Genomic DNA, 22,220 nt, shown 5'->3' with positions numbered 1-22,220 from the left:
ATTGGGTCATGAGCAGCTTTTCCTACGTTCGCTTCTTCGAAGAGTTCGGCATCGAGGACGTGCCACTGGTGGGCGGCAAGAACGCTTCGCTGGGCGAGATGTTCCAGAAGCTGTCGCAGCAGGGTGTGCGCGTACCGCACGGATTTGCCACCACCGCCGATGCCTACAAGCACATGCTGGACCGGGCCGGCGCGTGGGACGCGCTGCACGCCGAGCTGGACGATCTGGACGCCGACGATGTCACCGCGCTGGCCCGCAAAGGCAAACGCGCCCGTGAAATCGTCTATGGCGCAGGGCTGCCCGAGGACCTGGCCAGCGAGATCGTGGCCGCCTACCGGATAATGCAGGAAGAGTACGGCGAGGACGTCAGCCTGGCGGTGCGCAGCTCGGCCACCGCCGAGGACCTGCCGACCGCCAGCTTCGCCGGCCAGCAGGAAACGTTTCTCAACATCAAGGGTGAGGAAAGCCTGCTCGATGCGTGCCGCCGCTGTTTCGCCAGCCTGTTCACCGACCGGGCCATCCACTATCGCGTCGATCAGGGCTTCGACCATTTCAAGGTGGCGCTGTCGATCGGCATCATGAAGATGGTCCGTTCCGACCTCGCCTCCTCGGGCGTGATGTTCACCCTCGACACCGAGTCCGGCTTCAATGACGTCGTGTTCGTGACGGGCGCCTACGGCCTGGGCGAGAACGTGGTACAGGGCGCGGTCGACCCCGACGAGTTCTACGTCCACAAGCCGACCTACCAGGCCGGTCACCGCGCCGTGCTGCGCCGGCTGATCGGCGACAAGGCGGTGAAGATGGTCTTTGTCGAGGGCGGAACCAAGCAGACGACGCGCAACATTCCGACGCCGAAGGCCGACCGTGCTCATTTCTGCATCACCGACGAGGACGTGCTCGAATTGGCGGGCTATGCGCTGGCAATCGAGCAGCACTACGGGCGACCGATGGATATCGAGTGGGCCAAGGACGGTTTGGACGGCAAGCTCTACATCGTCCAGGCCCGCCCGGAGACGGCCGCCTCGCAGCGCAGCATGACCACGGTGGAAACCTATGTGCTGGAAGGCTCCGGCGAACAGCGCGAGATACTGACCGAGGGCCGCTCGGTCGGCGAAAAGGTCGCCTCGGGCGTGGTCAAACGCATCGATGACCTCGAGCGGCTATCGGACTTCAAGCCCGGCCAGGTGCTGGTCGCCGACACCACAACGCCGGACTGGGAGCCGGTCATGAAGATCGCCGCCGCGATCGTCACCAACCGCGGTGGCCGCACCTGCCACGCCGCGATCATTACGCGCGAACTCGGTATCCCTGCGGTGGTCGGCGCCGGGGATGCCACCACCAATGTGCCGGACGGCCAACTTGTCACGGTGTCGTGCGTGGAGGGCGACACCGGGCGGGTGTACCGCGGGGAGGTGGGCTTCCAAGTGGATCGCACCGAGGTGGCCGACCTGGCGAGGCCGCGCACCGAGGTCATGGTCAACCTCGGCAACCCCGACCTCGCGTTCAAGACCTCGTTCCTGCCCAACGATGGGGTGGGACTGGCCCGGATGGAATTTATTGTCGGCGAATACATCAAGGTCCACCCGCTGGCCCTGCTGCACCCCGACAAGGTGGACGACCCCGAGGCACGCCGCACCATCGAACGGCTCACCCGCGGCTATTCCGATGGTGCCGAGTTCTTTGTGCAGCGACTCTCCGAAGGCATCGGCACCATCGCGGCGGCGTTCTGGCCCAAACCCGTGGTGGTGCGGATGTCGGACTTCAAGAGCAACGAGTACGCCAGCCTGATCGGCGGCAGCGGCTTCGAGCCGACCGAGAGCAACCCGATGATCGGCTTTCGCGGCGCCTCGCGCTACGCCCACCCCGCCTACGCCGAGGGCTTCGCGCTGGAATGCCGTGCGATGCAGCGGGTCCGCGATCAGATGGGGCTCACCAACGTGGTCATCATGCTGCCATTCGTGCGCCGGGTCGCCGAAGCGGACCTGGTGCTCGAGACGATGGCCGAACACGGCCTCCGGCGGGGCGAGAACGGACTCAAGGTGTATGCGATGTGCGAGATCCCCAACAACGTCATCCTCATCGACCAGTTCGCCAAGCGCTTCGACGGCTTCTCGATCGGCTCCAATGACCTGACTCAGCTGACCCTGGGAGTCGACCGCGACAGCGAAATCGTGGGCTTCGACTACGACGAACGCGACGACGGCGTCAAGGAGATGATTCGCCTGGCGGTGGAGGGCTGCCGCCGCAACGGCATTCACTCCGGGTTGTGCGGCCAGGCGCCGTCGGACTATCCGGACATGGCCGAGTTCCTGGTCCGCGCCGGCATCGACTCGGTCAGCCTCAACCCCGACGTGGTGGTCAAGACCACCCGGCAGATCCTCGACCTCGAGCAGCAGGTGGTGCCACTGCAGTAGGCGCGAGCGCCTAATCGATGGTGCTGTGGGTGGGCATCTCGTCGCCGAAGTTGATCCCCATGTCGCGCGCGGTCAGGATCGAGTCGCAATCGAGCGGAACGACCTTCTGCCGATGAGTGGCGTCGGCAAGCGGTACGTAGTCCACCGTCGGCGGGTTCAGCGCCACCATGACGCCGTAGTGCCCCTCATCGAGAGCCCGCACGGCGGCGGCGCCGAAGCGCAGTCCCAGTAGCCGGTCGAACGAGGTAGGCGAGCCGCCCCGCAGCAGGTGACCCAATACCACCGTGCGTGCTTCGCGGCCGGTCATGCGTTCCAGCTCGGCGGCCACCTTGGCGCCGATGCCACCGAGGCGTTCGGCCTGCCCCACCGACTTGCCCAGGATGGTGACCTCGCCGCCGATCGGCTTGGCCCCCTCGGCGACGCAGACTATCGAGAATTTCGCGCCGCGCTGTTCGCGATCGGTGATCACAGCTGCCACCAGCTCCAGACTGAACGGGATCTCGGGGATGAGGATCGCGTGCACCCCCGAGGCCATGCCGGCGTTCAGGGCGATCCATCCCGCGTACCGGCCCATCACCTCCACCACGATGATCCGGCCATGGGAGGTCGCGGTGGTGAAGAGCCGGTCGATGCACTCGGAGGCGAAGTCGACCGCGCTGTCGAAGCCGAATGTGGACGTCGTCTTGTCCAGGTCATTGTCGATGGTCTTGGGTACGCCGACCAGCGGTAACCCCGACTGGTGCAGATGCTGGCCGATCGACATCGACCCGTCGCCGCCCACCAGGATCAGCGCATCGATCTGGTGCTGCGCGAATCGGCCCAGTAGCTCTTCGGTGCGGTCCACTTCGGCCCAGCTACCGTCGCTCTGCCGCACCGGGTAGGCGGTCGGGTTGCCCCGATTGGTCGTGCCGATGATCGTGCCGCCCTGGTGGATGATCCCGCGAACCCGGTCGCGGGTGAGCTCGATCAGGCCGCCCTCGGGATAGTCCTCGGGCAGCAACAGCCCATTGAGGCCGTCTCGGATCCCGACCACGTCCCAGCCGCGGTTTCGCGCGGCAAGAGTGGCCGCGTGGATCACCGCATTGAGTCCCGGCGCGTCCCCGCCACCGGTGCTGATCGCGACTCGCTTTATCGGGGAATTCACGACTCGCAAGTCTAGTGTGTGCCTCGAGCGCAGCCGTTCGCGCCGGTGAAGCGTGTTATGTGCCTATCCAATTCGCATGACAAGTCGGCGCTTCGTCAGGGATGTGGCGGTGCCGCCGCCAGCCAGCCGTCTGACAGCAGTTCGAGCAGCTGCCCGTGGGGATCACGGATCATCGCCGAATGCCTCGACACCGTGCGCTCGAGCACCGATCCGCCGAGAGCCTCCACGTTGTCCCGCACTGCGGCCAGATCAGATACCGAAAACGAGATATGAGTAAGCCCAACCTGATCCATGACACGCCTACCCCCGGCGGCAACGGAGCGTTGCGAGTAGTCGAGCAGCTCCAGCACCAGCCCATCACGAATCAGATAGGTCACATGCAGCCCGACCGGCCGTTCCAGCTGCAACAATTGGTCGGCGCCAGCGTCGGGCACGTCGGCTTCCCACCAGAATCCAAACCCCAACAACTCCTGGTAGAAGCGCCGGGACCGGCCCCGGTCAGTGACGCACAGTCCGACGTGGTTGAAAACCGTTCCGCTACTTCACATCACAAAACCTTCGCGCTCGCCGCCCGCCAGCACTGGCCGCTTCTCGATGAACTGTACCGCCGATACCGGCACTCACGCCGTTTCACCCCGACCCGGCGGCTATGTCAATTCGACCGACACTGCTTATAAAGTGAGTCGCTGTCCCGCTCACGGCAGAAATGTGAGGCCCTTCGATGATCGACATAACAGCGCGGTTAGTGGAAATCGTCGGCAACAACAATGTGCTCACCGGCGACGCGATTCCCGAAGACTATTCCCACGACGAAGAGCTGACTCAGGTGCCCCAGCGGCCGGCGTACGTCGTCAAGCCGGCCACCGCCGAGGAGGTTTCCCGGCTGCTGTCGGCGGCCTCCGAATACCGCGTCCCGGTGACAGCGCGCGGTTCGGGGTGTGGCCTGTCGGGTGCCGCGTGCCCCCGCGAGGGCGGATTGCTGATCTCCTTCGAACGAATGAATCAAGTCCTGGAGGTCGACACCGACAACCAGGTCGCCGTGGTCCAGCCCGGCGTCACATTGAGCCAGCTGGACGAGGCGACTCACGATCGCGGACTGGGCTACATGGTGCACCCCGGAGAACTGTCCTCCAGCGTCGGCGGGAACGTCGGAACGAACGCCGGCGGGATGAGAGCCGTCAAGTACAGGATAGCGCGCAATAACGTGCTCGGGCTGCAGGCGGTGCTGCCCACCGGCGAGATCATCCGCACCGGCGGCAAGATCGCCAAGGTCTCCACGGGCTACGACCTCACCCAGCTCATCGTCGGCTCCGAAGGCACCCTGGCCCTGGCCACCGAGGTGATCGTCAATCTGCACCCGCAGCTGACTCACAACGCCAGCGTGCTGGCCCCCTTCGCCGACTTCGATCAAATCATGGCGGCGGTGCCCAAGATCCTGGCGACCGGACTGGCGCCCTACATCCTGGAATACATCGACAACATGACCATGGCCGCGCTGGTTTACACCCAGAACCTCGAGCTGGGCATCCCAGATCAGGTTCGTGACAACTGCCAAGCGTATCTGCTTGTGGCCCTGGAAGACCGAACCGCCGATCGACTGCTCGAGGATGTCGAGGCCACTGGTGAGCTGCTGGCCGAACTGGGAGCGATGGATGCCTCCGTGCTCGAAGGCGCCTCGGCGCGCAAGCTGATCGAGGCGCGCGAGAAGGCGTTTTGGGCGGCCAAGGCCGCCGGCGCCGACGACCTCATCGCTACCGTCGTCCCGCGCGCGTCGATGCCGAAGTTCCTCAGCACCGCTAAAGGGCTGGCGTCCGCTGCCGGCGGTACCGCGATCGGTTGTGGGCATGCCGGAGACGGCAACGTGCACCTGGCCATCATTTGCAAAGACCCGGCAAAAAAGAAGCAACTGATGACCGACATCTTTGCGTTGGCCATGGAACTAGGTGGCGCCATCTCCGGCGAACACGGCGTTGGCCGCGCGAAAACCCCATACTTTCTCGAGCTCGAAGACCCGGCCAAGATCGCCTTGATGTCGCGGATCAAACAGAGCTTCGACCCGGCGGGGATCCTCAACCCCGACGTGTTGTTCACAACCATCCAGTCTTGAGCCGGATGCCACAGGGCACACACCTTGGGCACATCAGCGACGCACCATCGGAGGCCCGACGACTACACCGGCGCGGCCGCCAATACTCCCGCGGCTGAGGCATTAATTCGCGCCGCGAGCGATTCAACCATCTGCAGGTGGATGGCGTGTCGCTGGACAACTATTGCTTGGATGGCAGGGAACGCCGGAGCCCTGGTGCTTACACTCCGGCCCCAATAGCGCGGCACCAAAGATCATCAACCCAGCTCACAAGCCTGCTAATCAACAACGCCGGAGCCCCGGCTTGGATGGCCGCTTCGTTTTCCGGCCCCGCGGCCTCCAAGGCATGGATCTGAGCCTCGGCAGAAGCGACGCTGGCAGCAATCAGCAGCTGCATTGTCCTAACATCGGCAGCCACGGTTAGAAACCATCTCTGGATCGACTGTAGGAACGCAACCAGCGTCTCGCAGTGCGCAATAATCTCGGCGAGCCTGGCGGTGGCGGCGCTGGCCGCGGGGCCGGCCCAGGTCTCGAAAAGGTCTTGGCTCAGACCGTGCACCCCGGCCAACGTGCCGCCGACCCCCAAAATGCGAAAGCCGGTCTCGACCGAATATCCGCGAAGTTCCGTGGGCGCGAATCCAGGCCACCCACCGGGGTCGAGCATCAGTTCAGCGTATTCCCCAACCGGTCTGCCGATCGTCCTGACCATGGTTTAATCACCTCCGACGTTGGATTTACAGAAGCCGATTATTTACAGAAACGATTACTGACGTCAATATCCGAATCTCTCGCGCCAACAAGAGTAAATCGTCCGTTTAATTCATCGCAATTCACCACGAGACAGATATTCTCCAAACGGTGAATTATTTGCACGCCCTCAACGGCTTCCGCCGTTGACAAATACCGTATCGGTTGCTAACACTATCGATGCACCCGGTCGAATTGACCGTGAATACCGCTGTAAAAGCACGTGTCGTAAGGAGCAACAATTCATGCATCCGATTAATCCGATTAACTTAGCGATGAGCGTTGCCCCTAGCGTCCTGATCACAGTTGCACCGGAGTTTGTCGAACGGGCAGGACACCTCGATCAAGAAGTGCTTCCGTGGGTGCCAACAAACGTGTGCAGTGATGCGGCATCGGCGTCATTTTTTCGGCAGTCCGCTGCCATGACAGAGGCGCTGGCCGCATTGGGACATGCTTGTTCCGCCCAGCTCCGGGCGTATGCGGAATTGCTGCGCGTGGCGGCCAACAGCTATGCCACCTCTGACCGCCGCGGGGCGAGTTCCCAGTCGCGCTAGCGCCTCGTGTCTGACGTCATTTGATGGTCCGTCGCCTCGAGGATCCGCCCCCGTCTGGCCGATCTCGGCCGAGCCGTCATGCTCGGGCCCGGGGCTCGTCGGCGAACCGTTGGGCAAACGGCCGCAACCACTCTGATGCCCACCGCACGACGAACCAGCAGTCACTCGCGGCGCCTCCATCGCCCACCATCGGGAGTTCGATCAAGCTGGGCGCGGGGTGCGCCCCGACCGTATGGCCTTTGTTCACTCGACGTTTACCGGGCGCTCGCTGCCGTGTCGTAACCTGCTGACGCTCGATCACCAGGTACGAGCCGGCGTGAGCCGCGACAGAGAGCACACAGGGACGGGCACTGGTGGCAAGCGGACTACAGGATCCCATAACGCCGACGCCGCAGTACGGGGGCTTGTTCGGCCAAGATCGCGCGTGGCACCTCTCGTTCGGCCTGCTGCTGGCCGGATCGTTCGTGCTGTTCTCGTTCTGGGCGTTCGACTACGCCGGCCCCGGCGCCAACAAGCTCATCTTGGTCCTGGCCACCGTTGTCGGCATGTTCATGGCCTTCAACGTCGGCGGCAATGACGTCGCCAACTCCTTTGGCACCAGCGTCGGTGCGGGCACGCTGAGCATGAAACAGGCGCTTCTGGTGGCAGCCATTTTTGAGGTCAGCGGCGCGGTGATTGCCGGGGCGATGTCACCGAGACAATTCGCAGCGGAATCGTCGACCTGTCCGGAGTGTCGGTCGCTCCCAACGACTTCATGAACATCATGCTGGCCGCGTTGCTGGCGGCAGCGCTGTGGCTGCTGTTTGCCAACCGGATGGGATACCCGGTGTCGAGCACACACTCGATCGTGGGCGGCATCGTCGGCGCCGCGGTCACGCTGGGCATCGTTGACGGAAGGGCCTCTCCGCTCTCCAGATGGTCCAGTGGGACGAGATCGGCCAAATCGCAATCTCATGGGTGCTTTCACCGCTGCTGGGCGGACTGGTGTCCTACGCGCTCTACGGCGCGATCAAACGCCACATCCTGTTGTACAACGAGGAAGCCGAACGAAAGCTCCTGGAAATCAAGAAGGAACGCATCGCGCACCGCGAGCGTCACAAGGCGGCATTCGAGCGTCTCAGCGAAATCCAGCAGATCGCCTACACCGGTGCGATCGCACGCGACGCCGTCGCGGCCAACCGCAGGGATTTCGATCCCGACGAGCTGGAGTCCGACTACTACCGCGAACTCCACGAGATCGATACCAAGAGATCGTCGGTTGACGCATTCCGGGCGCTGCAGAACTGGGTCCCGCTGGTCGCCGCGGCCGGATCGATGATCATTTCCGCCATGCTGTTGTTCAAGGGCTTCAAGCACATGCACTTGGGCCTGACCACCATGAACAACTTCTTCATCATGGGGATGGTGGGTGCGGCGGTGTGAATGGCCACCTTCATTCTGGCTAAAACGCTTCGGGGTGAATCACTTTCGCGCTCGACCTATCTGATGTTCAGCTGGATGCAGGTATTCACCGCCTCCGGTTTCGCATTCAGCCACGGCAGCAATGACATCGCAAACGCCATCGGCCCATTCGCCGCAGTGCTGGATGTACTGCGCTCGGGTTCGATTGAAGGCAAGGCGGCGGTACCCGCCGCCGCCATGATCACGTTCGGGGTCGCGTTGTGCGCCGGGCTGTGGTTCATCGGACGGCGGGTCATCGCAACCGTGGGACACAATCTGACCACGATGCATCCGGCCTCGGGCTTTGCCGCCGAATTGTCGGCGGCGGGAGTGGTCATGGGCGCAACCGTGCTGGGTCTTCCGGTCTCCAGCACTCACATCCTGATCGGCGCCGTCCTCGGCGTCGGCATCGTCAACCGGGCCACCAACTGGGCACTGATGAAGCCAATCGCGTTGGCGTGGGTCATCACGCTGCCCTCGGCGGCTATCCTGAGCGCGGTCGGCCTGGTCACGCTGCGCGCGATTTTCTGACCGAGATTTCCCGAGCATGTGACATCTCGAGTCCGCGCATGGACTCCGCCCCGGAATCCGACCTCGGCTGTCTGAGATTGCCAAATCAGTTATCCCGCTTGCTATCTTCGGGCGGACACGGCGACCACGGGTGCCGGCCACGGGCACAACCCGTCAAACGTAATCACAACCAGTAGTTGTGATCTCACAACGTGTTGGCCTCTACCGGCGCCTACCGGGGCGGCGAAACATCGGGGTCATGACCCGCGGGGTCCGATGAAGCGCCTTTCGGGTATCTCCCGCTGACCAACATCACCGTCGATGTCGCAGGCCAGCCACATGTCCGCACACGAGGGGTCCGCCGGTTGGCCATCAACCGGCGGAGCGTGCGGTCCAGGCAGCCAATCCCGGTCAGCATTGTCGACAGAGGAGTAGGCCGCATGACGACAGCCCGTCCCGCCAAGACTCGCAACGAAGGCCAATGGGCATTGGGACAGCTTGATCCGCTCAATGACACCGAGCAGATCAAGCACGATGACGGCCCGCTGAACGTGCGCGACCGGATCCTCAACAAGTACGCCAAAGAAGGCTTCGACAGCATCGAGAAGACCGATCTGCGGCTGCGCTTCAAATGGATGGGTCTGTACACCCAGCGCGAGCAGGGTTACGACGGCAGCTGGACCGGCGACGAGAACATCGACAAGCTCGAAGCCAAGTACTTCATGATGCGGGTGCGCTCCGACGGCAAACCAATGTCGGCGCAGACAGTGCGCGTGCTGGGCCAGATTTCCAGCGAATTCGGCCGTGACACCGCCGACATCGGCGACCGGGAGAACGTGCAGTTCCACTGGCTGCGGATCGAGGACGTTCCCGAGATCTGGCGCCGGCTCGAATCCGTCGGCCTGTCCAGCATGGAGGCCTGCGGTGACTGCCCACGCGGCATTCACGGTTCACCACTGGCCGGCGACTCGCTCGATGAGGTGCTCGATCCCTCGCCGGCGAGCGACGAGATCATCCGGCGCTTCCTGGGCAACCCCGACTACGCGAACCTGCCCCGCAAGTACAAGAGCGCGATCTCGGGCCTGCAGGACGTCTCCCACGAGACCCACGACGTCGCGTTCGTCGGAGTCAATCACCCCGAGCACGGTCCCGGGATGGACTTGTGGGTCGGTGGCGGCCTTTCGACCAACCCGATGATGGCGCAACGCGTCGGCGTGTGGGTCCCGCTGGACGAGGTGCCCGACGTTTGGGAGGCGGTCACCCAGGTGTTCCGCGACTACGGCTACCGACGGCTGCGTGCCAAGGCCCGGATCAAGTTCTTAGTCAAGGACTGGGGCGTAGAAAAATTCCGTGAGGTCATGGAAACCGAGTACCTCAAGCGCAAGATGATCGACGGCCCGGCTCCCGAGCCGATCAAGCACCCGATCGACCACGTCGGAGTGCAGAAGATCAAAAACGGGCTCAACGCCGTCGGCGTCGCCACTATCGCGGGACGCGTCACGGGCACCACCCTGCAGGCGGTGGCCGACCTGATGGAGAAGGTCGGCTCCGACCGGGCCCGGTTCAGCCCCTTCCAGAAGCTGATCATCCTCGATGTGCCCGACGACAAGGTGGACGAACTGGTCACCGGTCTGGACAAGCTGGGCCTGCCGTCCAAGCCGTCCGGGTGGCGCAAGAACACAATGGCCTGCACCGGCATCGAGTTCTGCAAGCTGTCGTTCGCCGAAACCCGGGTCCGTGCCCAGTCTTTGGTGCCCGAGCTGGAAGAGCGCATGGCCGACGTCGAATCCAAGATCAACGTGCCGATCACCCTGCACATCAACGGCTGCCCCAACTCGTGCGCCCGCATCCAGGTCGCCGACATCGGGTTCAAGGGTCAGTGGATCGATGACGGTGAGGGCAACTCGGTCGAAGGATTCCAGGTCCACCTCGGTGGCGGCCTGGGCGAACAAAGCGGGTTCGGCCGCAAGCTGCGCCAGCACAAGGTGACCAGTGACGAGCTCGGCGACTACATCGACCGGGTGACCCGAAAGTTCCTGGATCAACGCGAGGAAGGCGAACGCTTTGCGAATTGGGCGCTGCGCGCCGACGAAGCCGACTTGCGCTGAGCGCTTCCCGACGAGCTGAGGACAACACGATGAGCGATCAGCCCAACGAGACGCAGCTGCGTGAGCTGGCCGCACGCGGTGCCGCGGAGATGGAGGGTGCCAGCGCGACCGATCTGCTGCGCTGGGCCGACGAACACTTTGGCGGGATCAACGGACCCCGCGGCTGGGCGACGTGTAATTACGTGGTTGCCTCCAATATGCAAGACGCCGTCTTGATCGACCTGGCATCGAAGGTGCGCCCGGGGTGCCGGTGATCTTCCTCGACACCGGCTATCACTTCGCCGAAACCATCGGTACCCGCGACGCAATCGAGGCCGTCTACGACATCAGAGTGCTCAACATCAGCCCCGAGCACACCGTGGCAGAACAGGACAAGCTGCTGGGCAAGGACCTCTTCGCGCGCGACCCCAACGAGTGTTGCCGACTGCGCAAGGTCGTCCCGCTGACCAATGCGCTGCGTGGGCATGCGGCGTGGATCACCGGCCTGCGCCGGGTGGAGTCCCCCACTCGCGCCAACGCCCCGGTGATCAGCTTTGATGAGGCCTTCAAGCTGGTCAAGATCAACCCATTGGTGGTGTGGACCGACCAGGATGTGCAGGACTACATCCAGAGCAACAACGTGCTGGTCAACCCGCTGGTCGACGAGGGCTACCCGTCGATCGGTTGTGCACCGTGCACCGCCAAACCGGCAGTCGGTGAGGACCCGCGCAGCGGGCGTTGGCGGGGCCGGACCAAGACCGAATGCGGGCTGCACGCCTCATGAGCACGCTCGTGCTCACCGCGCACGGCAGTAGAGACCCCCGGTCGGCGGACAACGCCCGGGCCGTCGCCGCTGCGCTACGCCGCATGCGGCCGAATCTCGATGTGCGGCTGGCCTTCCTGGAACTCTGTGCACCAAACTTCGTCGACGTACTCGCCGAACTGCCCGACAGCCAGCGGGCCGTGGTCACTCCTCTGCTACTGGCGAGCGCCTACCACGCCCGCACCGACATCCCGGAACAGATTGCGCGCTCCGGCGCGCTCGGTGTCCGCGAGGCCGCCGTGCTCGGCGAGGACGATCGGCTGGTGTCGGTGTTACGCGACCGCCTTGCCGAGCGCGGGGTTTCCCCGCGGGATCGCAACATCGGCGTGCTGGTGGTCGCGGTCGGTTCATCGCACGCCCCGGTGAACGCGCGCACGACACGGGTGGCGGCCAAGCTCGGTGCAGGCACCCGTTGGGCCGGCACCACAATGGCGTTCGCCACCGGCCCCAAGCCGTCGGTGGCCGACGCCGCCGCACAGTTGCGCGCCAGCGGTGCCCGCCGTCTCGTCATCGCCCCATGGTTTCTGGCACCGGGGCTCATCACCGACCGGGTGTGGAAGTACGCATGCGACAACGACATTGCGATGGCGCGTCCGATGGGCGCCCACCCGCTGGTAGCGCAAACCGTGCTCGAACGTTACGACCAGGCGCTGGCCGCCGGTGACGCCGCGGCCTGAACCTGTCCGCCGGGCGCCGGCTACTCACCGCCGGACGTGATGTGGCTCAGCAATTCTCGTATTGCCCCGGCGGGCGGAACACGCCCACCGACCCAGATGGCTCGAAGCTGGCGGCGCAGGTCCAGGCCAGGGATGCTGATGGCCCGTAACCGGCCGACCGCCAGGTCATCGGCGATGGCCAACCGGCTCATCGCCGCGGGCCCCGCACCGGCCAAGACCGCGGCGCGCATCGCCGCCGCCGACGAGAGTTCAAGAACCGGCGATGCTTGAACCATGTCCTCACCCAGCACCTGACGCAGCGCCACGGTCAGCGAATCGCGGATGCCAGAGCGGGGTTCGCGGGTAACCAGTGGCGTCTCGGCCAGCTCGCGGGCGGTCACCGGGCTGGGCCGCCGAGTCCACTTGTGCCCGGGCGGGACGACCACCACCAAGTCGTCGTGGCCCACCACACGACTGCCCAGTCCGGTCGGCGGACCGGGATTCTCGACGAATCCGAGATCGGCGGTGCCGTCACGAACCGCGGCGATCGCGTGGTCACTGTTGGTGGCGGTCAAGATCACTTGCGGGGCGGTGGTGCCGCGCCGCTTGGCCGCGTCCTGCAATGCCAGCAGCCAATGCGGCATCAGCTGTTCGGCAATCGTCTGGCTGGCCGCCACCCGGATCCGTTCGCGTCCCTCCTTACGCAGCGATCCAAGGCCCGCATCGATCTCCTGTGCCACTTCAAGCAGGCGGGCTGCCCATTCGGATACGATCAGGCCGGCTGGGGTAAGTTGTGAGCCGCGCGTCGTGCGGACGGCCAACGTCACGCCGGTGTGGGCCTCCATGGCCGCGAGCCGCTTGGACACCGCTTGTTGGGTCAGCCCAAGCTCGCGGGCGGCTGCCCCCAGGCTTCCGGTCTGGGCGATTGCCAGAAAGATTTCAAAAGAGGCAAGTTCGGGCATGCGGGGGCTGAGCGGCATGCTTGATCAAATCACAACCAATGCTTGTGACTCCACAACATCGACACCTCTACCCGGTCGCGTGGGGGATGACGAGCATGAGAGACATGACCCGTCTCTACCACGTAGCGATTGTGGGTTCCGGCCCGTCCGGGTTTTTTGCGACGGCGGCCCTGCTCAAAGCCGCCAATGCGTCGGATCAGATCGATGTCGCGGTCGACATGCTGGAGATGTTGCCGACGCCCTGGGGCCTGGTCCGTTCCGGTGTCGCGCCCGATCACCCCAAGATCAAATCGGTAAGCCAGCAGTTCGAGAAGACCGCGCAGGACCCCCGTTTTCGCTTTTTCGGCAACATCAAGGTGGGCGAGCATGTCGAAGCGGCCGACCTGGCCCTGCGCTACGACGCGGTGATCTACGCCGTCGGTGCGCAGTCTGACCGTGCACTCGACATTGCCGGCGAGCAGCTGCCGGGCAGTGTTGCCGCGGTTGATTTCGTCGGCTGGTACAACGCGCACCCGCACTTTGAGCAGATGGCACCGGATCTGTCCGGCGCCCGCGCCGTCGTCATAGGCAACGGCAACGTTGCCGTCGACGTCGCGCGCATCCTGGTGACCGATCCAGATGTACTGGCCGCCACCGACATCGCCGATCACGCGCTGGAATCGTTGCGCGCCCGCACGGTTGAGGAAGTGGTGATCATCGGTCGGCGCGGCCCCTTGCAGAGCGCGTTTACCACACTGGAGTTGCGTGAACTCGGCGAGCTCGACGGCGTCGACGTCGTAGTCGACCCAGCCCAGCTTGACGGCATCAGCGATGACGATGCGGCCGCGATAGGCAAAGTCGCCAAACAAAACCTCAAGGTGCTGCGCGATTACGCCAGTCGCCCGGCCCGACCGGGGCACCGTCGGATCGTGCTGCGTTTCTTGACGTCTCCCATCGAGATCAAGGGAGACGGCAAGGTGGAAAGCATCGTGGTCGGCAGAAATGACTTGGTGAGCGACGCCAGCGGACGAATGATGGCCAAGGACACCGGCGCACGTGAGGAACTGCCCGCCCAACTGGTGGTGCGCGCCGTCGGCTATCGCGGTATCCCCACCCCTGGCTTGCCGTTTGACACCAATAGCGCCACCATCCCCCACAGTGGCGGTCGAGTCGCGGGCAGCAGCAACGAATACGTCGTTGGCTGGATCAAGCGTGGACCGACCGGCGTAATCGGAACGAACAAGAAAGACTCCCAGGACACCGTCGACACCCTGCTCGAGGACCTGGCGCACCAACCCGCCACCCCGGCCGCCGACCAGAACCGCGGCGACGCGCTCGCCCAATGGTTGATCTCCTGCCAGCCGCAACTGATTGCCGCTGCGCACTGGGAGGCTATCGACAACTTTGAGCGCGAAGCCGGCCAGTCCCAGCAGCGTCCCCGCGTCAAGGTCGCGAGTCTGCCCGAACTGCTTCGCATTGGCCACGGCTGACATCTCCTGGAAGGAAACCGCTATGACATATGTTATTGCCGAACCCTGCGTCGACATCAAAGACAAGGCGTGCATCGAGGAATGCCCCGTCGACTGCATTTACGAAGGCGCCCGGATGCTCTACATCCACCCCGATGAGTGCGTCGACTGTGGTGCCTGCGAACCGGTGTGCCCGGTTGAGTCGATCTACTACGAAGACGATCTGCCCGCCGAATACGGCGGCTACACACAAATCAACGTCGACTTCTTCAGCGAGCTCGGCTCGCCCGGCGGCGCCGCGAAAGTCGGTCTCACCGAGAACGATCCGGACGCCGTCAAGAGCCTGGAAATCCGGGCGGAGGCCCAGTAACACCAACCCGGATCAAACCCACCAGACCCTGCCCGGGCGGCGCGTATGACCCGCCCGGGCAGTTTTTCGTTCCGCCCGCGCCGAGAGCCGAGAATCACTGCCACACTGAGGGACAGGACGGCCCGGCTACTCCCGCAACAAGAATTCCAGAAACCAATTGCGTTCCGGCGCCGCCGTCTGCTTCTTCAGCGCCGAACCGAATAAGCCCTTAAGCGCCGAACCGGACATGTGCAGCAGCCCCAGCCCGGCGGCAAAGGCTGTGTTGGCACGCATTTCGGCCTCGTCGGCATCAAATCCGTAGTCGCAGAACGCCTGCTGCACGGCTCGCACCATCCGGCGGTCGGCCGAAAGGACCGCGGCCGCAACGGTCTTGTCGGACCGGGCCCACTCGCGCATGGCGCGTTCGAGCTTCCACAGTCGAGGCCTGGCCAGCAGGGCCATCATCAGCGCCAACCGTTCCCGCGGCTCGACCTCACTCAGACCTTCGATTTCGTCGCGATCTTCGTCGCGGAACTGCGCCCACGCCTCAACGAGCGCGTGCCGGTAGCCTTCCATGTCGGCGAAATGCCAGTAGAAACTGCCCTTCGTTACGCCTAGGCGGGCGCAAAGCTGATCCAGCTTGAGCGAACTGAGTCCTTCCTCGGCCAATATTTCGAACCCAGCCTGCACCCAGTCGTCTACCCCAAGCCTGCGATTTCCCGACGTGCTACGCCCTGCCATGAATTCGAGCCTACGTACTGTTGGCACTGCTCTTGCTGTGAGGTGCCCAACAGGGCAAGCATCCCACCAGTCGGCCAGATGTGGGCCTCGAGTGATTTCGGCAGGCCAACGGCCCGGCCCCGCCGGCGCGTCATGGTCGCCGACAAGGTTGGCCCCGACCAAGTCGGCACCCGGCAAAGCGCCGGTTACCCGCTCGGTCCGGGCCGGCCAAATAGCAGCCCGCCGCTACCACCGGCGCCGGGGTCACCGGGGCCCCGGCTGATTGGACCAGTTCCACCACCACCGGCGACGGCGCCGGCACCACCATTCCCGATCAGCCCGGCGCTACCACCGTTTCCGCCATCTCCACCGCGGCCAGCCTCTGTTGTCCCATCCCCTCCGCTCCCCCCAGTGCCACCACCAGCACCGTTGCCGATCAGCCACCCCCCACGACCTCCGGCGCCACCGGTGCCCGCATCGCCCCCATCGGCGCCACTTCCACCAGTCCCGCCGGCCCCACCGGCGCCGCCGTCACCGAACAGCCCGGGCGCGCCGCCGTTTCCACCGAGTCCGCCAGCACCGCCGAATGCCTTCAAGCTGGCATCATCTCCGGCGTTGCCTGCGTCGCCCCCGGATCCGCCGCCACCCCAGAGCAGGCCCCCATTGCCCCCATCGCCACCAGATCCACCGAATCCCCCGAACTCGCCATTGCCGAGGTTGTTGGTGGCACCGCCGCCCCCGTGCCCGCCAAAACCGCCATCGCCGAACAACATGGCGGAACCGCCATTACCGCCATTCCCGCCGGCACCCCCAAAAGCCCCGACGGGATCAACCCCACCTCTTCCGCCATTGCCGCCGCGCCCACCCATCCCGCCGAATATCCCAGCCGCGCCGCCATTCCCGCCGGCACCCCCACTCACAAAGCTGGCGGGATTGGCACCCGCGGTACCGCCATCACCCCCTGCCCCTCCGTTGCCGTACAGCAGCCCGCCGTTGCCCCCCAACCCGCCGGCCCCGCCAGCCGAGCCGCTGGTTCCATCGACACCCGAGCCGCCATTACCGCCATTGCCGAAAAGTCCAGCGGCCCCGCCCGCACCACCGGCAAGGTGTGCGGCATCGCCGGCCGCACCGCTTCCTCCGTTGCCCCACAACAACCCGCCGTCACCGCCGCTACCCCCTGGGGCCGTCGCGTTGCTGCCATTGCCGATCAATGGCCGCCCCAGTAGTGATTGGGTGGGCGTGTTAATCACGTTGAGCACGTCTTGCTCCAGTTGCCGCAAAGGCGCAACGTTGGCCGCTTCAGCGGCCGCGTAGAGCTCCGCGCCTACGTTCAAAGACTGGATAAACTGCTGATGAAACATCGCGACCTGAGCACCTAGCCGTTGATACGCCTGGGCATGGCCGGCCAGCAACGCCGCGATCGCCGACGACACCTCATCGGCACCAGCCCCCAGCACACCGGTGGTGGGCGCCGCCGCCGTGTTCGCTTCGACCAGCACAGACCCGATTCGTTGTAGTTCCATTGCCGCCGACATCAGAGCCTGGGGCGCCACCGCGACAGATCGCATCGCAAATCCTCCAAGGGAATCGTTGTCCACTCATCCACTGCCCATCCCTCGGAGCCAAAGTTCCTCCTGCCGTGCGAATACCGGATAGGCGGACAGCGCGGTACGCACCGTACCATCTAGAATGTTACTGGGAAATGATGTCTGCGACCGGGCACTGCCCGGGCGATGTGCAAGTGACGCGCGAGCGCGATCATGGCTTGTGCCGTGCGCCGACTCGAGTCAACGCAGCTAGGCTGGCCATATCCACTCCCGTACCCTGCCGTGTTCAACGAAGTAGAGGCCAGATGCAGGACATCGACCAAACGGCCGCCTCGCCGCGCCCGAGCCGCGGCAACGCCAGTCCCCTGCAGCAGATGCTGGGCCCACTCACCCGTACCGGTGGGTTCTACGCCCGAACTTGGGGCACGTACCTGGATCGCCAGCCTGGCGAACTTCCGGTGGCAAGACCCACACTCGCACTGGCCGCCCAGGCATTCCGAGACGAGATCGTGCTGGCCGGCTTCGGCATGCTGCGGCCCACACCCACGACAACGACGCTGGAACAGACCGATCGCGAGGTGCTCGCGGCGCTGCAGATGTACCGCCAACACGGCTGGCTTGACCGGCCCGAAGCATTCTTCGCGGCTCCCCCGCCGCTCGCCGATGTCACCGTCAAACGCGTGCATAGCATGGGACGCACCTACCAGCGCATCTCGTTCGACAGCGAGTACCAGCCCCACCCCGGCGAACCGGGCCGCGAGCGATGGCTCAGCTACCCGGGAAACCGGCGGGTGTACGGCCTGATGCTGCAACACCGTCGGCCCCGTCCCTGGCTGATCTGCGTGCACGGCGCAGAGATGGGGCGTGCCGCGCTCGATCTGATGCTGTTTCACGCCTGGCACCTGTACTCGGATCTGGGTCTTAACGTCGTGTTGCCGGTGCTGCCGCTGCATGGCCCCCGGGCGCGGGGTCGGCCCAAGGGCGCCGCGTTCCCAAGTGAGAACGTGCTCGATGCAGTCCATGGCGCCGCCCAAGCCGTGTGGGACTTGCGGCGTCTGCTGTCCTGGATTCGCTCACAGCAGGCCGGCCCGATGATCGGGCTCAATGGGATTTCCCTCGGAGGTCTGCTCAGCGCGCTGGTCGCCAGCCTCGACGACGGGCTCACGTGCGCGATCCTGGGAGTGCCGGCCGTCGATGTGGTTGATCTGATTGGCGGTCATGCCGGAATCAGTGGGCATCGCCGGCTCCGTCAGACGATGAACACGGCCAAGCCCATCGGCCGGATGATCTCACCGTTGGCGCTGACTCCACGTACCCCGCAATCGGGCCGGTTCATCTACGCCGGTGTCGCCGACCGGTTGGTTCACCCTCGCGACCAGGTCGCCCGGCTCTGGGAGCACTGGGGCAAGCCCGAGATTCATTGGTATCAGGGCGGCCACACCGGCTTCTTTGGCTCCCAGCCGGTTCAACGGTTCGTCGACGCCGCGCTGGTTCAGTCGGGGTTGGTGGACCCGGCGCAGCTACGTCGCCGACGCTGACGCAGCCATTAGCCCAGAATCGGGAAGTGACGCTGGGACGCCGACGCGTCCAGCCCGCGCTGCATAACTTGACGCACCCGCGCGTCGACGTCTGAGGCATCGGGGTGATCGCCGAACTCGGTGACGATGTCGATCGGCGGCAACACCTCGGTGACGATCTTGGTGGGCAGCGGCACGTTGACCGGCGCCACGACGCTGAACCCGAACGGAATACCGAAAGTGACCGGCAGGATGTTGGTGCGAAACAGCTTGCGTTCCAGCCTGGTGAGCCGCAGCGCACGCGCGACGCGCCTGCCCCGGGTCAAGAACAACTGGCCTTCCTGCCCGCCGATGGACACCGCGGGAACGATCGGCACCTTTGCCTCGATAGCGGTGGCCGCGTAACCGGTCCGACCGCCGAAGTCAATGACGTTCTCGCGCAAGGTCGGTCGATACACGTCAAGGTCTCCGCCCGGAAAGACCAGCACTACCGCACCCGACGCCAACGCCGCGGCCGCGTTGGCCCGCGTCGCGCGGATCACCCCGGTGCGGTTGAAGAACTCCGCGGCGGGCCCGGCGAACAAGGTGTCAAAGCCAAGCGCGAACAACGGGCGCTCGTAGCCGTACTGGTCGTAGTAGCCGACGGCAAAAACCGACAGATCAAACGAAACCAGGCCACCGGAATGGTTCGACACCAGCAGGGACGCACCGGGCGGGATGTTGTCCAGGCCACGCACCTCGGAACGGAAATAGCGCTTGACAATCGGCCTGGTCAGGGCGATGACATGCGCGATGAGGGCGCGATCCCACTTGTCGATGTCGGTGGTATTGCTCCGGGTTTTGCTCATGTCATGCCTAGCTCACGGGTGCCGGCTTTGATGCTACGCCGCCCCAGGGGCACCGTAGCGCTGTGTTGCAGCGAAATCAGCGGCCCTCGGAATTCCAGGTGATGACAAGCGCCTCAACAGCTCTCCACCACATCACGCACCTGGCGGAGTTCCCAAAGCCCAGACCCGTAAGTACGTCTCGGCCCGGCCGGTCACCATTGCAACGCACGGGACGCGGCTGCGGATCCGCTCGTCATCGACTGACTTCCAGATCGATCGCCCTCGCCGATCACCCAGCCAGACCGATCGAGCTAGGGAAAGAGACTCTGCAGATCTCTGATGTTGCTTTGGAGAGTTCCGATGGCGACCAGGGCGACTACTCCACCCGAGATCGCGGTCAGTCCCACGTCGGCCGCGATGGGATATCCGAACGCATTGATGAGGTTGCCCTGCAGGAGTTGATCGACAAAGAGGGTGGCGTCATAAGTGGGCATCGTGATGACGAAGGCCGTGCCGATGTCTGCCAACGGAAGCAGAGTTGCGTAGTCGTCGGAGACAATCTTGGTCAGCGTGTTGACGACCTCTACCGGAGTGGGGGCCGCCGCGAGCGCGGCCATGAGGTCCGGCGCTTGCAGCATCGGCGGTGATGGCAGCGTGGCCGGCTGCGAGAACATTTGCTGAATATCGGCCGAGAAGTCGCTAATGCCCTGCTTCGTTCCCGCCACCAGCGCGTCGGCGATGACGTGTGGCGGCACATCGGGGAACAAGCCGAACGGCGTCGTAATGTCGGCGGGGCTCGTGGAATAACCGTAGGCGGGGTCGCCATAGCCGAGGTTGACGAGCACTTTCAGGTCCGGCTGGATCAAGTTCGCCAAGGGGTTCCCGATGACCGGGATCGCACGTAGCGGCTCCAGAAGTGGCAAGTTTTCCGTCGGAAGAATGCAGTAACTGGTGACGCCCGAGTAGCCTGGGGAGGTCGCCAATGGAATCGCATTATCGACCTGAGCTTGGGTGAGATCCAAATAAGTTGGATGCACATACACAATGTCCATGACCGCATTGAGATCGGAAATAAAATTTAGCGGATAACGCGGGAAGTCGGCAAAGCCATCGTATTCCAGCGTGTAATTCGCGGTCGGGTAAATAGTGTCCGGCGGCGTTCCGCCGTAGAAGGTCAGCCCCAGGCTCGGGATCGACAGGTCCGGGAACCGGGCCAGCAATCCGCCGTTCGGGTTCATCTCGTTGCCCAACAGCACGAAGTTCAGCTGAGACGCGGTTGGCGCGGCCGGTCCCAGAGCCGCCAGTTTCTGCATTTCCAAAGAAGCGATCACCGCACTCTGCGAAACCCCGAACACCGTGACGGTATTACCGGGAATCGCAAGCTGCTCCATGATCGCGTTATCCAGAATGGTCAACCCCTCGCTTACCGAGGCGTCGAGAGTAAGACTCTTGGTACCGGTCAGCGGATACAGTTCCTCGGGCGTGTTCAGCCCCAACAGGGCATTGGCCGAACGCACGTAGAGTTCATTGGCGAGATTGATAAACCCTGGACCCGGTATCGGAATTCCGGTGCCCCCCATAACCAGCGTCGTAAGATTTGCCGGGAATGGCGGGATCGTGGCAGCGGGCGCCGCGGCCGATGTCACCGGGACGCCCAGCGCACCCGCAAGCGCTGCCGCCCCGGCCGCCTCCGCCTGCACATAGGCATTTCCGGCTTGAGCCAAGGCCTGCTGGAACTCGGTATGGAACGCCGCAACCTGACCGGCCATCGTCTGATAGGCCTGACCATGGGCCGCAAAGAAGCTGGCTATCGCGGCGGATACCTCGTCACCGGCAGCGGCCGCAACGCCCGAGATGGAGCCGGCGGCAAACTCGTTGGCCACCCCGATCGCCGACCCGATTTCCTCGACCTGCCCGGCAGCCGTCGCCATGACCTGCGGCTCCGCAACCAAGAACGCCACCGTTTGCACCCCTTCTCAGCGACCGACACTTGAGCAAAGCCCAACAACCCTGGGCAATCGATGCGGTGTAGATCACAGAGCCTAGGGCGGCCTCGCACCCGCTGTCCTGGATTTGGGAAACGTCTCGGGTGGTCAACGGCCAGGCACTTCGTGGCCGACATTGCATATAGTCACCAAGAAGACCGTGAAAACCGTTTCTTTCCAACTTTTTCCATCGTCGCGACGAGATTTCCGCCCGGCCGGGACGAGCATTGCGAGCCCCGGAGGGTCGGCCACGGACAACGCCCGGCGACCGAGAGCCACCGTACTCGAAGGCATGTTCGCACCACCACCGAACGCGCGATGCGCTTCGTCGACGAACTCCGCGGACGTGGATATCGCGGGTGTCGCACCGAGCCACACCCCAACGCGCCGGCCGGTCCGCCCAC

General features: G+C 64.4%; 14 protein-coding genes and 3 pseudogenes. 9 read left to right on the top strand and 8 right to left on the bottom strand.

Annotated elements, in window-relative coordinates; translation table 11 throughout:
* The first annotated feature begins 8 nt into the window (after positions 1-8).
* Entirely contained in the window at positions 9-2,414 is a 2,406-nt protein-coding gene (ppsA, locus tag MMSP_RS13000) for a phosphoenolpyruvate synthase (protein ID WP_020786981.1), read from the top strand.
* A gap of 10 nt (positions 2,415-2,424) precedes the next feature.
* On the opposite strand, the gene MMSP_RS12995 is transcribed toward ppsA, so the two are convergent.
* Together MMSP_RS12995 and MMSP_RS12990 are read right to left on the bottom strand one after the other, a co-directional pair.
* Positions 2,425-3,558, bottom strand: coding sequence for a 6-phosphofructokinase (locus MMSP_RS12995; protein WP_020786980.1), 1,134 nt, complete (start codon positions 3,556-3,558; stop codon positions 2,425-2,427).
* A gap of 95 nt (positions 3,559-3,653) precedes the next feature.
* Positions 3,654-4,106 (bottom strand): annotated as a pseudogene (locus MMSP_RS12990) (VOC family protein).
* Positions 4,107-4,279: 173 nt separating this feature from the next.
* Here MMSP_RS12990 and MMSP_RS12985 point away from each other — a divergent pair.
* The gene (locus tag MMSP_RS12985) at positions 4,280-5,665 is read left to right on the top strand and encodes an FAD-binding oxidoreductase (protein ID WP_020786978.1); all 1,386 of its coding nucleotides are present in this window, start codon (positions 4,280-4,282) and stop codon (positions 5,663-5,665) included.
* A 199-nt stretch (positions 5,666-5,864) separates the two neighbouring features.
* Here MMSP_RS12985 and MMSP_RS28440 read toward each other — a convergent pair whose 3' ends face one another.
* Entirely contained in the window at positions 5,865-6,203 is a 339-nt protein-coding gene (locus MMSP_RS28440) for a hypothetical protein (RefSeq protein WP_235065739.1), read from the bottom strand.
* 1,078 nt (positions 6,204-7,281) lie between these two features.
* Between MMSP_RS28440 and MMSP_RS12975 the strand changes: the two are divergent.
* From MMSP_RS12975 to MMSP_RS12960, 4 genes and pseudogenes are all read left to right on the top strand, one after another.
* A pseudogene (locus tag MMSP_RS12975) lies at positions 7,282-8,916 on the top strand (inorganic phosphate transporter); the annotation flags it as partial.
* A gap of 419 nt (positions 8,917-9,335) precedes the next feature.
* Entirely contained in the window at positions 9,336-11,003 is a 1,668-nt protein-coding gene (locus MMSP_RS12970; protein ID WP_020786971.1) for a nitrite/sulfite reductase, read from the top strand.
* Positions 11,004-11,032: 29 nt separating this feature from the next.
* Positions 11,033-11,766: pseudogene (locus MMSP_RS12965) on the top strand (phosphoadenylyl-sulfate reductase).
* Positions 11,763-12,482 (top strand): sirohydrochlorin chelatase, encoded by a 720-nt coding sequence (locus MMSP_RS12960; RefSeq protein ID WP_020786968.1) that lies wholly within the window; start codon positions 11,763-11,765, stop codon positions 12,480-12,482. Before MMSP_RS12965 ends, MMSP_RS12960 begins: the two are co-directional and overlap by 4 nt.
* Before the next feature lie 20 nt (positions 12,483-12,502).
* On the opposite strand, the gene MMSP_RS12955 is transcribed toward MMSP_RS12960, so the two are convergent.
* A complete protein-coding gene (locus tag MMSP_RS12955) occupies positions 12,503-13,441 on the bottom strand; it encodes a LysR family transcriptional regulator (protein WP_036426482.1) in 939 nt (312 codons plus the stop codon).
* A gap of 77 nt (positions 13,442-13,518) precedes the next feature.
* Between MMSP_RS12955 and MMSP_RS12950 the strand changes: the two genes are divergently transcribed.
* Together MMSP_RS12950 and fdxA are read left to right on the top strand one after the other, a co-directional pair.
* Positions 13,519-14,892 (top strand): FAD-dependent oxidoreductase, encoded by a 1,374-nt coding sequence (locus tag MMSP_RS12950; RefSeq protein WP_020786966.1) that lies wholly within the window; start codon positions 13,519-13,521, stop codon positions 14,890-14,892.
* Between the two features lie 22 nt (positions 14,893-14,914).
* Entirely contained in the window at positions 14,915-15,241 is a 327-nt protein-coding gene (fdxA, locus tag MMSP_RS12945; protein ID WP_020786965.1) for a ferredoxin, read from the top strand.
* A 126-nt stretch (positions 15,242-15,367) separates the two neighbouring features.
* Here the strand turns inward: fdxA and MMSP_RS12940 are convergent, their stop codons facing one another.
* Both MMSP_RS12940 and MMSP_RS29345 read right to left on the bottom strand, forming a co-directional pair.
* Positions 15,368-15,961: a TetR/AcrR family transcriptional regulator gene (locus tag MMSP_RS12940; RefSeq protein WP_036426481.1), complete on the bottom strand. Its 594-nt coding sequence runs from the start codon at positions 15,959-15,961 to the stop codon at positions 15,368-15,370.
* Positions 15,962-16,146: 185 nt separating this feature from the next.
* On the bottom strand, positions 16,147-17,508 hold the full coding sequence (locus MMSP_RS29345; RefSeq protein ID WP_020786963.1) for a PE family protein: 1,362 nt from the start codon (positions 17,506-17,508) through the stop codon (positions 16,147-16,149).
* A 284-nt stretch (positions 17,509-17,792) separates the two neighbouring features.
* Here MMSP_RS29345 and MMSP_RS12930 point away from each other — a divergent pair, with 284 nt between their 5' ends.
* Positions 17,793-19,025: a S9 family peptidase gene (locus MMSP_RS12930; RefSeq protein ID WP_020786962.1), complete on the top strand. Its 1,233-nt coding sequence runs from the start codon at positions 17,793-17,795 to the stop codon at positions 19,023-19,025.
* An 8-nt stretch (positions 19,026-19,033) separates the two neighbouring features.
* Here the strand turns inward: MMSP_RS12930 and MMSP_RS12925 are convergent, their stop codons facing one another.
* Together MMSP_RS12925 and MMSP_RS12920 are read right to left on the bottom strand one after the other, a co-directional pair.
* On the bottom strand, positions 19,034-19,852 hold the full coding sequence (locus tag MMSP_RS12925; RefSeq protein ID WP_020786961.1) for a 1-acyl-sn-glycerol-3-phosphate acyltransferase: 819 nt from the start codon (positions 19,850-19,852) through the stop codon (positions 19,034-19,036).
* Positions 19,853-20,142: 290 nt separating this feature from the next.
* A complete protein-coding gene (locus tag MMSP_RS12920; protein WP_036427250.1) occupies positions 20,143-21,792 on the bottom strand; it encodes a PE-PPE domain-containing protein in 1,650 nt (549 codons plus the stop codon).
* Positions 21,793-22,220 lie beyond the last annotated feature (428 nt).

The organism is Mycobacterium sp. 012931, from assembly GCF_000419295.1.
In the GTDB taxonomy this organism is placed as follows: domain Bacteria; phylum Actinomycetota; class Actinomycetes; order Mycobacteriales; family Mycobacteriaceae; genus Mycobacterium; species Mycobacterium marinum.
The sequence above is the reverse complement of the archived record's forward strand: the minus strand, read 5'-3'. Positions and strand labels throughout refer to the sequence as shown.